The sequence below is a fragment of the Methylopila sp. 73B genome (genome assembly GCF_000526315.1).
Classification (GTDB): Bacteria; Pseudomonadota; Alphaproteobacteria; order Rhizobiales; family Methylopilaceae; genus Methylopila.
The window spans coordinates 2,869,536-2,881,857 of the sequence record NZ_JAFV01000001.1; the positions used below are offsets into that span (position 1 = coordinate 2,869,536).

Annotated in this window: 9 protein-coding genes; all 9 read left to right on the plus strand. The window is 69.8% G+C overall.

Annotated elements, in window-relative coordinates; all coding sequences use genetic code 11:
• Nucleotides 1–15: 15 nt before the first annotated feature.
• The 9 genes from K244_RS0113845 to K244_RS0113885 all read left to right on the plus strand — a co-directional run bounded on the left by K244_RS0113845 (nt 16) and on the right by K244_RS0113885 (nt 12,291).
• Nucleotides 16–2,178 carry a TonB-dependent siderophore receptor gene (locus K244_RS0113845; protein ID WP_020186875.1) on the plus strand — a complete coding sequence of 721 codons (2,163 nt, stop codon included), beginning with the start codon at nt 16–18 and terminating at the stop codon, nt 2,176–2,178.
• 613 nt (nt 2,179–2,791) lie between these two features.
• Nucleotides 2,792–3,571 carry an ABC transporter substrate-binding protein gene (locus K244_RS0113850; RefSeq protein WP_020186876.1) on the plus strand — a complete coding sequence of 260 codons (780 nt, stop codon included), beginning with the start codon at nt 2,792–2,794 and terminating at the stop codon, nt 3,569–3,571.
• Entirely contained in the window at nt 3,564–5,534 is a 1,971-nt protein-coding gene (fhuB, locus tag K244_RS0113855) for a Fe(3+)-hydroxamate ABC transporter permease FhuB (protein ID WP_020186877.1), read from the plus strand. Before K244_RS0113850 ends, fhuB begins: the two co-directional genes overlap by 8 nt.
• Before the next feature lie 63 nt (nt 5,535–5,597).
• Complete coding sequence (locus K244_RS0113860) at nt 5,598–6,410, plus strand: ATP-binding cassette domain-containing protein (protein ID WP_020186878.1); 813 nt, start codon at nt 5,598–5,600, stop codon at nt 6,408–6,410.
• 14 nt (nt 6,411–6,424) lie between these two features.
• Nucleotides 6,425–7,480 carry an ELM1/GtrOC1 family putative glycosyltransferase gene (locus K244_RS22015; protein ID WP_020186879.1) on the plus strand — a complete coding sequence of 352 codons (1,056 nt, stop codon included), beginning with the start codon at nt 6,425–6,427 and terminating at the stop codon, nt 7,478–7,480.
• Nucleotides 7,481–7,540: 60 nt separating this feature from the next.
• Nucleotides 7,541–8,251 carry a hypothetical protein gene (locus K244_RS23965; RefSeq protein ID WP_020186880.1) on the plus strand — a complete coding sequence of 237 codons (711 nt, stop codon included), beginning with the start codon at nt 7,541–7,543 and terminating at the stop codon, nt 8,249–8,251.
• Between the two features lie 13 nt (nt 8,252–8,264).
• The gene (locus tag K244_RS0113875; protein WP_020186881.1) at nt 8,265–9,245 is read left to right on the plus strand and encodes a glycosyltransferase family 92 protein; all 981 of its coding nucleotides are present in this window, start codon (nt 8,265–8,267) and stop codon (nt 9,243–9,245) included.
• Complete coding sequence (locus K244_RS0113880) at nt 9,242–10,471, plus strand: glycosyltransferase (RefSeq protein WP_020186882.1); 1,230 nt, start codon at nt 9,242–9,244, stop codon at nt 10,469–10,471. The genes K244_RS0113875 and K244_RS0113880 overlap by 4 nt, the downstream gene beginning before the upstream one ends.
• Nucleotides 10,472–10,530: 59 nt before the next feature.
• Nucleotides 10,531–12,291: an ABC transporter ATP-binding protein gene (locus K244_RS0113885; RefSeq protein ID WP_024816506.1), complete on the plus strand. Its 1,761-nt coding sequence runs from the start codon at nt 10,531–10,533 to the stop codon at nt 12,289–12,291.
• Nucleotides 12,292–12,322 lie beyond the last annotated feature (31 nt).

Below are 12,322 nucleotides of genomic sequence, written 5' to 3' on the forward strand. Positions count from 1 at the left end.
GGCGCGGCGACGGTCGTGGTTCTCTGCGCCGGCGGGGCGCAAGCCCAGGAGGGCGGGACCACCGCCCTGGAGGAGCTGCAGGTCACCGGCGAGGGCCGCGAGGACACCGCCCGCGGCCCGGTCCAGGGCTACGTCGCCACCCGCTCCAGCGCCGGCACGAAGACGGACACGCCCATTCTCGAGACGCCGCGCTCCGTCGAGGTGATCGGGCGGCAGGAGCTGGAGGACCGCGGCGTGACCACCATTCCGGAAGCGGTGCGCTACTCGCCGGGCGTGACGACGAACGGCTCCGGCTTCGACCCCCGCTTCGACCAGATCTCGATCCGCGGCTTCCCCGTCAACACCTTCGGCGACTACAAGGACGGCCTGCGGCAGGCGCAGGGCCAGTTCGCGACCTTCCGCACCGAGCCCTTCACGCTCGAGCGCATCGACATCATCAAGGGGCCGGCCGCCGTGCTCTACGGCCAGTCGACGCCGGGCGGCCTGATCGACCGCATTTCCAAGCGGCCGACCGAGGAGCCGCGCTTCGAAGCGATCGGCTCGATCGGCAGCACCGGCCGCTACGAGGCCGGTATCGACGTCAGCGGCCCGCTCAACGCCGACAAGACCCTCATGGGCCGCCTCGTCACGCTTGGTCGCATCGGCGAGGTCGACTTCGACAGCAAGGACGATCGGATTCTGGTGGCCCCCTCGGTCACATGGGCGCCGACCGACGCGACCAAGCTGACGGTCTACGGCGTGATCCAGAAGGACGAGACGGACAGCAATCCGGTCGTGCTGACACGCGGATCTTTGCCAAACACCGAGATCTTCAACATCCGGGCCAGCGACCCGAAGTACGACCACCTGAAGCAGACGCAGTATCAGCTTGGCTACGAGTTTGAGCACGCGTTCAACGACTCGCTCAAGGTGCGCCAAAACGCCCGCTACAACTATCTCGACATGAACGCCCGCTACCTGACCGCGGGCGTGCCGGGCAACGTTCCAGGCAGCTACATCGGCGACGTCTACAGGCGTGGCTCTTTGGCGATCGACGAAACCGTCGAGGCGACGCAGATCGACACTCAGGTCGAGGCGAAGATCGAGACGGGCGCCATCCGCCACACTTTGCTGTTCGGGCTCGACCACCAATGGTCGGAGTCCAAGAACGGCCAAGGCACTCTGCCTGTGAGCGATCGCTACGATCTGGACATCAACGATCCGAATTTCGGATTGAGCGGCCCGACGCCGCCGATCCTTTCACGCACGGACATCAACCTGAAACAGCTGGGACTGTACGCGCAGGACCAGATCAAGATCGGCGATCACTGGAACATCTCGGCAGGCATTCGCCACGACTGGGCCGAGCGCACGCTGGACTACACCCGGTTTGACGGCCTGCCGCTCACCTCGTCGCAACAGCCCACCGAGCGCGACGACAAGGCGTTTTCCTACAACGTCGGCGTGCTCTACGCCTTCGACAACGGCATCTCGCCCTATGTCAGTTACTCGACGTCGTTCCTGCCCGCGGCAGTCCGCGGCGAAGGCGGAGGCCTGCTGAAACCGACTGAGGGCGAACAGTTCGAGGCGGGCGTGAAGTACCAGCCGCCGGGCTCGACGAGCCTGTTCACGGCGGCCGCCTACCACCTGACTGAGAAGAACGCCACGCGCGCCGTGCCGGGCACGAGCTTCTCCGCCGCCATCGGCGAGATCGAGACCTTCGGCGTCGAGCTCAGCGCGCGGGTCAACCTCGCCCAAGGCTTCGACGTCATCGCGTCTTACAACTACAACGATGCTGAGATCACGAAGGATCAGGACGTACCCGTCGTCGGTCGTCCCGGGGAGTTCACCAACAACATCGGCAACCAGCCGCTCGTCACGCCGAAGCACACCGCATCCGCCTGGGTGGACTACACCTTCCAGACCGGGGCGCTCGAAGGCTTCGGCGTCGGCGCGGGCGTGCGCTACACAGGGTCGAGCTTCAACGAGAGCGCCAACACGTTCAAGAACGACGCCTACACGCTGTTCGACGCCGGCGCGCGCTACGATTTCGGCAAGGCGAGCCCGAAGCTCCAGGGCGTCACGCTCGCCGTCAACGCCACCAACCTCGCCGACGACGACGCCCCGGTCTGCAACAGCGGCCGGTGTTATCTGAGCCAGGGCCGCACCGTTATCGGGACCCTGCGCTACCGCTGGTAACGTTCCCGGCGGCGCGGTCTTCCGGTAAGAGCCCGGTCGAGAGTTCGGAGGCTGGCGCCGAAGACCGTCGTCATTCCCCGGTTTATCCGGGGAACCCAGGCCGGATAGTCAGACGCCGCCATGAATGGCTTGGATAAGCCCATGGGTGTCCGGTTCCGAAGGCTTCGTGCTGGCGTTCCTTTGCCTGCAACCGCGAGCCCCCCTCACCCGAAGCGCTTCGCGCTTCGACCTCTCCCCGCCGGGGAGAGGTGAAGACAGCGCGCCATCCTTCACCTCTCCCCGGCGGGGAGAGGTCGGCCCGAAGGGCCGGGTGAGGGGGCTCAGAGCTTTCAGATGAAGAACTTGCCTATGCCGAGCGCGAACCGGACACCTGTGGGATAAACCGGGGCATGACGCGCGGCGGCTCGACCGGACCCACTTTCGAGACAGCCAAGCCGGCCGCCAGACACTCCCTCTCCAAAAGGCCTTCGACCTGAAACCGCCGTTCGCACGCTCCTCGCCCCCCTGCCCCGGCCCGGCGCTCACGCGCCGGGCTTTTGCGCGTCTGGCGGGGGCGGCGGCGCTGGCGGCCCCGGCGGTCGCGCGGGGGCAAGGGGTCGCGCCGCCGCAGCGGGTGGCGTCGCTCGACTACGCCATCGCGCAGACGCTGATCGCGATCGGCCGTCCGCCGATCGCGCTCGCCGGAGCGGACGGCTGGGACAAGTGGTGCGTGGAGCCGGCGCTGCCCGCAGGCCTCGTCAACCTCGGGACCGCGCGGGAGATCAACCTCGAGATCCTGCAGCAGCTGAAGCCCGACCTGATCCTCTCCACGCCCTATCTCGAGCGGCTGAAGCCGAAGCTGGAGCGCATCGCTCGCGTGGAGACGCTCGCCGTGCACGCCACCGGCTCGTCGCCCTGGCCGCACCTCGTCGAGGCGACCCGCCGGCTCGGCGATCTGCTCGGCGCGCGCGACGAGGGGGAGGCCTTCCTCGCCCGCACGGACGCTGCGCTCGCAGGCTATCGCGAGCGGGTCGCGCCGTTCCGCGACCGGCCCGTCCTGCCGGTGTTCTTCCAGACCGCCCGCACCGCCTGGGTGTTCGGCCGGAACAGCCTCTACAACGACGGGCTTGTCCGGCTCGGCCTCGTCAACGGCTGGCCGCGGCAGCCCAACGCCTGGGGCTTCTCGCAGGTCGGGCTCGAAGCGCTGGCGGAGGCGCGCGAGGCGCGGCTGATCGCCTTCGAGCCGGTTCCGGCCGACGCGCTGGCGCTGCTCCGGGACAGCCCGATCTGGCGGGCGGTGGGCTTCGCCGAGCCCGGGCGGACGATCCGGCTGGCGCCGACGCTGGCCTTCGGCAGCCTGCCGGTGCTCACTCGCTTCGGCCGCCTGCTGGCGGAGGCCGCCGACCGTGCATGACGGCTTCCGACCGGCGCTGGCGGCGGCGTGCGCGCTGCTCGCGTTCGGGCTGCTCGCGCTCGGGCTCGGCCTCGCCGCCCGGCTGCCCGCGGCCGAGTGGCTGCAGGCGCTGTTCGCGCCCGATCTCTCGAGCCTGCCGCAGCTGCTCGTGCATTACAGCATGGCCCCGCGGGCGACGCTCGCGCTGCTGGTGGGCGCCGGCCTCGGCCTCGCCGGCGCCGCGCTCCAGCAGGCGCTGCGCAACCCGCTCGCCTCGCCCTCCACGCTCGGCGTCTCGGCCGGGGCGCAGCTCGCGCTCAGCGTCGCGACGCTCCTCGCGCCCGCCCTCGTCGGCGCGGCGCGCGAGCTGGTGGCGCTGACGGGCGGCGCGGCGGCGGCGGCGCTGGTCTTCCTGCTGTCGTGGCGCGCGCGGTTCGCGCCGCTCACCGTCATCCTGTCGGGCATGGTGATCACCATGTTCGCGGGCGCCGCCGCGGCGGGCCTGACGCTGTTCAATGAGCATGCGCTGATGGGAATCTACGTCTGGGGCAGCGGCGCGCTGAACCAGCAGGACTGGTCGCTGGTCGGGCCGCTGGCCTGGCGCGCTGGCCTCGCCGCGCTGGCGATCGCGCTGCTCGCCCGGCCGCTGCAGCTTCTGGAGCTGGACGAGCCCGCCAAAAGCCTCGGGCTCTCGGTGACGCGGCTGCGGCTCTTCTGCCTCGGCGTCGCCGTCGCGCTCTCGGCCTCGATCGTGAGCGCGGTCGGCGTCATCGGCTTCATCGGGCTCGCGGCGCCTGCGCTCGCGCGCGGGCTCGGCGTGCGCCGGCTGAAGCATCGGCTGGCCTGGAGCGCAGTGCTGGGCGCCGGCGTGCTGTTCGCCACCGACGCCTGGCTGCAGACGCTCGAAAGCTGGACCGCGATCAACATTCCGACCGGCGCCGCGACGGCGCTGATCGGCGCGCCGGTGCTGCTGCTGCTCGCGCCGCGGCTGAAGCGCACGCCTTCGCCGGAGGCGGCGACCGCGCCGGCGCGGCGCGGTCGTCACGCAGGGGCCGTGCTCGCCGTGCTCGCCGCCAGCCTGCCGCTGCTCGCCCTCGTGGCGCTCGGCCTCGGCCGCACGCCGGACGGCGGCTTTAGCTTCGCCACCGGCGCCGAGCTCGCGGCGCTGCTGCCCTGGCGCTGGCCGCGCGCGCTGGCGGCGGCGGCGGCCGGCGCGATGCTCGCGACAAGCGGCCTGCTGCTGCAGCGCCTGACGCGCAACCCGATCGCGAGCCCCGAGGTGCTGGGCGTCAGCTCCGGCGCGGCGCTCGGCCTCGTGCTGGCGCTGATGTTCTCCCCGTCCCCGACCTACGCGGCCCAGATCGGCGCGGCGGCGCTGGGCGCGGGGCTCACCGCCGGCGTCCTCCTCGCCTTCGGCGCCAGGGCGCGGGCGCCGGAACAGCTGCTCATCGGCGGCGTCGCGCTGGGCGCCATGGTCGCGGCGGTGCTCGCCATGCTGATGGCGACCGGCGACCCCCGCATGCTGCTGATCGCCAACTGGATGGCCGGCTCGACCTACGACGTCGAGCCCGGCACGGCGCTCGCGGTGACCGCGATGGGGGCGGCGCTGCTCGCGCTCTCCGGCCTGGTGCTGCGCTGGCTCGCGCTTGCGCCGCTCGGAAGCGCGACCATGCGCGCGGTGGGCGTGCGGCCCGCCGGCGCGAGCTTCGGCATACTTGCGCTCGCCTCGGCGCTCGCGGCCGGCGCCACCATCGCGGTGGGGCCCTTAAGCTTCGCGGGGCTGATCGCCCCGCACCTCGCCGCCCGCCTCGGCCTCGGCCGGCCGGCGGCGCAGCTCGCCGCCACCGCCCTGATCGGCGCGCTGGTGATGCTGGGCGCCGACTGGCTCGGACGTGTGATCTACCCGCCGTTCCAGGTGCCGGCCGGCCTCATCGGCATGCTGGCGGCAGGACCTCTCCTGATGTGGCTACTGCAGCGACGCTGAGGCTTGACCCGCCCGCCCCGCCGGGCGACGACGACACCATTCCCTTGCGAGAGAGACCCGCCGATGTTCTTCGCCAACCGCGCGGTCCGCACCGACGACGCAGCGCCCTCGTTCGAGCTCGACGGGCTGACCTTCGCCGTCGACGCCCGCACGCTGCTGGAGCCCCTGACGCTAAGCTTCGAGGGCGCGCGGGTGGTCGGACTGATCGGCCACAACGGCTCGGGCAAGTCGACCCTGCTCAAGCTGATCGCCCGCCAGCAGCAGCCGACCGGCGGCGCGGTGCGCTTCGGCGGCGAGCCGATCGCGAGCTGGGGGTCGCGCGCCTTCGCCCGCGAGGTCGCCTATCTGCCGCAGCAGCCGCCGGCCGCGACCGGCATGACGGCGCGCGAGCTGGTGGCGCTCGGCCGCTACCCCTGGCACGGCGCGCTCGGCCGCTTCGGCTCAGGCGACGCGGCCGCCGTGAAGACCGCGATGGAGCTGACCGACATCGAGCCCTTCGCCGACCGGCTGGTGGAGGAGCTTTCGGGCGGCGAGCGCCAGCGGGTATGGCTCGCCATGCTGGTGGCGCAGGAGGCGAGCTGGCTGCTGCTGGACGAGCCGACCTCGGCGCTCGACGTCGCCCACCAGGTCGAGGTGCTGGCGCTGGTGCGGCGGCTCTCCGAGGCGCGCGGCCTCGGCGTCATCGTGGTGCTGCACGAGATCAACATGGCGGCGCGCTTCTGCGACGAGATCGTGGCGCTGCATTCCGGACGGCTGATCGCCCGCGGGGCGCCGCATGAGATCGTCGACCCCGCGACGCTGGAGCGGATCTACGGCGTGCCGATGGAGGTGATCCCCCACCCGCAGACCGCGGCGCCGCTCGCCTTCGTGCGCTAGGCCGCGAACCCGCCATGGCTGATCCCGAGATCTGGGCGCTCTACGGCCGCCGCGCCGGCGACAACCGCCAGATCGCGACGCTGGCCGAGGCCACAGGCCTGCCATGGCGGCCGACGCCGCTCGCCTTCAACGGCTTGAGTCGTCGGCCCAATCTCCTGCTTGGCGCGACCCGCCTCTCCCTGACGCAAGAGACGAAAGCGTCGCTTTCGCCTCCCTGGCCAGCGCTCGTCATCAGCGCCGGAAAGCGCTCCGTCCCGGCGGCCTTGTGGATCCGGAAGGCCTCCGGCGGCCGCACGAAGCTCGTTCACATCGGACGGCCTTGGGCGCCGCTCGACTGGTTCGACCTGATCGTGACGACACCGCAATATCTGCTGCCGGAGCGGCCGAACGTCATCATTAACGCGCTGCCGCTGAGCCGCCCGCCGGCGCCGGCGCCGATCGCCGAGGATCTTGCCGCCCTCCCCGGCCCACGGCTCTGCGTGATCGCGGGCGGGAACAGCCGCCCGCTCATCTTCGACGCTGCCGCGGCGCGGGCCCTCGGCGCTGAGGCGCTGCGCGGCGCGCGCGAGAGCGGCGGATCACTCATCGTCGCGACCTCGCCGCGCACCTCGGCGGAAGCCACCGCAGCGCTTCAGGACGCGCTGGCGGACGCCGATGTTCCCGTACGGCTGTCGCTGTTCGGCGCCGGCGAAAACCGCTACCTGCACTTCCTCGCCGCCGCCGACGCGTTCCTGATCACTGACGACAGCGCGGCGATGGTCGCGGAGGGCGCGCTACGGGGAAAACCGGTGGCTTTGTTCCGGCTGGAGCGGCGCCCTGACCGGAAGACTCGGCGGATCGAATTGACGCGCCGCCTAGCCTCCATAAGCGCGCCAACGAAGCGCCTTTTTGGGGCGCTTGAAGATGCGGGGCTGCTTATCTCGACCCGCGACCTCGATCGCTACGTACGCGCGCTCGCGGACGCTGGTTTCCTCGCAGGCGGAGAGGCGGCGCGCGCGCATGCGGCCGGCGAACTCGCTGAGACGGTCCGCCGTTCGAAGGCGCTAGCTAAAGCGGCGCACCCCCTTTAAGAGACGCAACGTTAACGCGGCCTGCGGGCGAAATTTTTCAGGAACTGACCGAGCTGACCAATGACAGCGGGCGTCGTCTACATCGCTTTTGGGGTCGACTACGTCGCCGAAGCCGTCCATTCCGCGCGCTCTTTGAAGCAGCATACGCCCGTTCCAGTCACCCTGTTCACGGACATGGAAACGAGCGATCTGGCGTTCGATCAGGTCGTTCGGATTAAAGTCGCCCATAAACGCGCGAAGGTGGATTTCATCTCCCGCTCGCCCTACGAGCGGACGCTCTATCTCGATAGCGATACCCGCGTCGTGCGGGACGTGTCGGACATCTTCGAGACGCTCGGGCGCTTCGATATTGCGGCGACCCACGACCTCTCGCGCAAAAGTAGCCGGTGGGCCCACAACGTCCCTGAATACGATGCCATTCCCTACAGCTTTCCCGAATACAACGGTGGTGTTCTCGCCTATCGGTCCGGCCAGCGCACAGCCGATTTCCTCGGCCTGTGGCGTGACTATTTCTACCAATACCGCGACCGTACCAACGGCCAAGACCAAGCGTCCTTACGCGTTGCGCTCTGGAAAAGTGAGGTCTCTGTCCATACGCTTCCGGTGGAGTACAACGTACGCAGCAGGGCGAACCGAACCAAGATCGACCGGCGCGCGCGCACGCCTGCGGACGAAAGCCTGCTTAAGCCGCGCATTCTTCACTGGCATGGGCTGGACCGGCGGAATCCGCTTAACTGGCTCAATCCCGAAACGCGTCCGTTCCGATATTGAGCAATTGCGGATCATGCGAATTCCAGGACTGAAGCGGCTGCGCCGCTGGGCGCGCAAGCGGGCTCGCCGCTACTCGGAACGCAGCACGATTCCGCTTCCCGCCATCGGTGCGCCACCTGAGGGAAACCGGGAGATCGCGGTCGCTACGATCTTCAAGGACGAGGCGCCCTACATCGCCGAGTGGATTGATTTCCACCGCTTCCTCGGCGTCTCCCACTTCTACTTCTACGATAACGGATCGGCCGACGACGGCCCCGAGATCGTCCGATCCTACACGCGGCTGGGGCTCGCCACCCTCATCCCGTGGCGGAACTTCAATCCGCAGATAAACCTCCAGACCCTTGGCTACGCGCATGCGCTGAGCAATTTCGGCGCGAGCTACCGCTGGATGGGATTCTTCGACATCGACGAGTTCATGTGCCCGATGTCGGGCGCCTCGCTGACCGAAACGCTCGACGGATACCTCGATGTGGCGGCGCTCGGCGTCGTCGGGCTGCACTTCGGCACGTCCGGCCACGCGACCCCGCCTGAAGGCCTGGTGATCGAGGCGTACCGACAAGCTGCCTCGCTTCGCGCCCAGGCCTCGTTTCCGCCGCTCCTCAACACGAAATGCTTCGTCCAGCCGTCGAAAATCGTGGCGACCAAGAACGCCCACAGCTTCGGTCTCGCCGGAACGGACGCCGTGTGCTTCACGGAAGCGCGCACCTCGATCCGGAAGGCCGCGCGCGAACAGCCCGGCGATCTCTCCTGCGACGTCATCCGTTACAATCACTACTTTACTCGATCGCAGTCCGAGTTCGAGGCGAAGCTGACGCGCTCGAGCGTCCGCGGCCCGTCCCTTCCCGTCGTGAAGCAGCTCAGGCCGCGCATGTTCGCGGCGATCGAAGGCATGGCGACGCCGGACCATGCGATCGACGTGCATCTCGGCGCGTTCAAGGCATGGCGCGCCGCCGAAGCCGCCCGAGGAGCCGCGGCGCTCGATGCCCGACCGTGAGGCAGGGGCCAACGCCCGTCGAGCGGGCCCGGATCGCCCTGTTCATCCGCTCGCTCAAAGGCAACGGCGCCGAGCGCTCCATGGGAAATCTCGCCGCGGCGCTGGCGGCGCGCGGCCATGAGGTCGATCTCGTCCTCGCGAACGCCTCCGGTCCCTTCCTGAAGGACGTTCCTCCGGAGGTCCGTGTCGTCGACCTGAAGGTGAGGACCGCCCTGGGCGCGCTCTCGCTTGCGGTCCGGCGCCCTTCTGATTTCGCGGTGTTGCTGCCCGTGCTCGCCAGTCCCCGTGCGCCGCGCGCTCTCGGCGCCATACCGGCGCTGGCGCGTTATCTGAGGGCGCGGCGGCCGCAGGCGCTGCTGTCGGCGCTCGACATGGGCAACGTCGCAGCGGTGATCGCGCGCGACCTCGCTGGCGTCGATGTTCGCGTGGCGCTCAGCCAGCGCAACCACTTCACCTCCGACCTTCTCAACGCTCGGGACCCGACCGTCGCGCGGCTTGCGCCGATCGTGCGCCGGTTCTACCCGCGCGCCGATCGCATCGTCGCGGTCTCGGACGGCGTCGCGGAGGATCTGGCAGAGCGCTGCGGCCTGCCCCGGACGGCGGTCGCCACGATCTACAACCCCGTGGTCGGCCCCTCGCTCGCGCGTCTCGCGGCGGAGCCGGTCGACGAGCCCTGGTACGGCGACGGCGCGGGCCCCGTGTTGCTCGCGGTCGGCAAACTCAAGCCGCAGAAGGATTTCCCCACTCTGCTGCGCGCTTTCGCCGCGCTGCGCGCGACGCGCCCGGCGCGGCTGGTCATCCTCGGCGAAGGACCCGACCGCGCGGCGCTCGAAACGTTGGCGCGCGAGCTCGGCGTCGGCGGCGAGGTCCGCATGCCGGGCTTCGACGACAACCCCTTCGCCCACATGGCGCGGGCCGATCTCTTCGTGCTGTCGTCCGCGTTCGAGGGCCTGCCAGGCGTGCTGATCCAAGCGCTCGCCTGCGGGTGTCCCGCGGTAAGCACGGACTGCCCGAGCGGCCCGCGCGAGATTCTCGAAGGCGGCCGCCACGGAGCCCTGGTTCCGGTCGGCGACGCCACGGCGCTCGCGAGCGCGATCGCGCGCGCGCTGGACACGCCGCCCGACCGCGCGGCGCTGCGCGCACGCGCAGGCTTTTTCTCGTTCGAGCGCTCGGCCGAAGCCTATGAGCGGGTGCTGCTCGCCTCTCCGGATCGTCCACGGGGTTGAGGCCGGGCTTGATTGACGATACCGCTCGGCCACGCCGTCCGAACCTTTCCGAGATTGCCGTGTCCCCCGCAAAGCCTCCCCCAACGCCAGCGAAGCCCGCACCGCCGGGTCGGCTCGCGTCGCTCAAGCGGCTCGCATCGGTCATTCCGCTGCCCCGGAGCATCGGGATCCTGTTCTTCCTCGTGCTCGCAGGCATCGCGGAAGGCGTCGGCGTCGCGAGCCTGCTGCCGCTCGTCACCCTCATCGGCGAGACAGGCGCCCCTTCCAAGGGCGCGGCAAAAAGCGTCTTCGACGCTCTTCAAAGCTATGGAATTACCCCTTCCATCGGCCTGTTCCTTGCGACCCTCGTCGGCGGCATGCTGCTGAAGGCGACGCTCAGCCTGATCGCACTTCATCAGGTCGGCCGGGCGGTCGCCGACGTCGCGGTCAAGATGCGGCTTGACCTGATCGACGCGCTGCTCGCGGCGCGCTGGTCCTATTACGTCCGTCAGCCCGTCGGGCGTTTCTCAAACGCGCTCGGCGGCGAAGCCTCCCAGGCGGGCGAAGCCTACAACCAGGGCGCCCAGTTGCTTGCGGAGATCATCCAGGTCGCGACCTACGTCACCATCGTCACGCTGTTCTCTTGGAAGCTCGCGTTGCTGTCGCTCGGCGTTGGGCTGCTGATGGTGCTGACCTTGAACCGGTTCGTGATCATCGCAAAGCGGACCGCGCGGAAGCAGAACCGACACGTCAAGCGCATGATCGGCGGGCTGACTGATCTTCTCGTCGGCATCAAGCCCATGAAGGCCATGGGCCGCCACGGCCGGTTCCAATCGCTGTTCGAGCGCGACGCGGAGATCATACGTCGGGCCCAGCGCAAGCAATCTTTCGCACGCCACGCCAACAAGGCGCTGCAGGAGCCGATCCTCGCGATCTGCCTTGCGGTCGGTATCTACGCCGCGCTCGTAGTGTGGCAGGCGCCGGCCGGCGAGGTGCTGATAATGTCGGTCCTGCTCGTTCGCACCGTCACCACGATCGGCAAAGCGCAGCAGGGACTGCAGTCGGTGCGGATCGCCGAGACAGGGTTCATCGCCGTCACCGAGACGATCGAACTCGCCCGACGCGCGCGGGAATCGCTTCATCCCGGCGCGACGCCCAGCTTCGAGCGGGCGGTCGCGTTCCGGGACGTGAGCTTCGCCTACGACCGCGAGCCGGTGATCGAGGGCGCCTCGTTCACGGTGCCGAAGGGGCTGGTCACCACGATCACCGGCGGCTCCGGCGCGGGCAAGACCACCACCGTCGACCTGCTTCTCGGCCTGCACGAGCCGACCGCCGGCGCGGTGCTGATCGACGGTCGGCCGCTGCCGGAGATCGACCTCGTCGCGTGGCGGCGGATGACCGGCTACGTGCCGCAGGAGCTCATCCTGTTCCACGACACGCTGCTCTCCAACGTCACGCTGGGCCAGCCGGAGTTTGACCGGGGGGACGTCGAGCGGGCGCTGGAGGCGGCGGGCGCGGCGGACTTCGTGGCGAAGCTGCCGGAGGGCGTCGAGACGGTCGTGGGCGAGCGCGGGGCGCGGCTCTCCGGCGGACAGCGCCAGCGCATCGCCATCGCGCGGGCGCTGATCCACCGGCCGCAACTTCTGATCCTGGACGAGGCGACGACCGCGCTCGACCCGGACACCGAGGCCAACATCGTGCGCAACGTGATGGATCTGGCGCGCTCCACGGGCCTGACGGTGCTGGCGATTTCGCACCAGCCGGCCTGGGCCCGGGCGGCCGACCACGTGGTTCATCTGGCCGAAGGGCGCGTGGTGAAGGTTGACAGCCACGCCGCGTGATGCGACCCGCGGCGGAGCGCCTCCCGCGCCC

Excerpts from the sequence above, each read along its gene's own strand:
- K244_RS0113860 (WP_020186878.1), top strand. The coding sequence starts at position 5,598 with ATGTTCTTCGCCAACCGCGCGGTCCGCACCGACGACGCAGCGCCCTCG.
- K244_RS22015 (WP_020186879.1), top strand. The coding sequence starts at position 6,425 with ATGGCTGATCCCGAGATCTGGGCGCTCTACGGCCGCCGCGCCGGCGAC.
- K244_RS23965 (WP_020186880.1), top strand. The coding sequence starts at position 7,541 with ATGACAGCGGGCGTCGTCTACATCGCTTTTGGGGTCGACTACGTCGCC.
- K244_RS0113875 (WP_020186881.1), top strand. The coding sequence starts at position 8,265 with ATGCGAATTCCAGGACTGAAGCGGCTGCGCCGCTGGGCGCGCAAGCGG.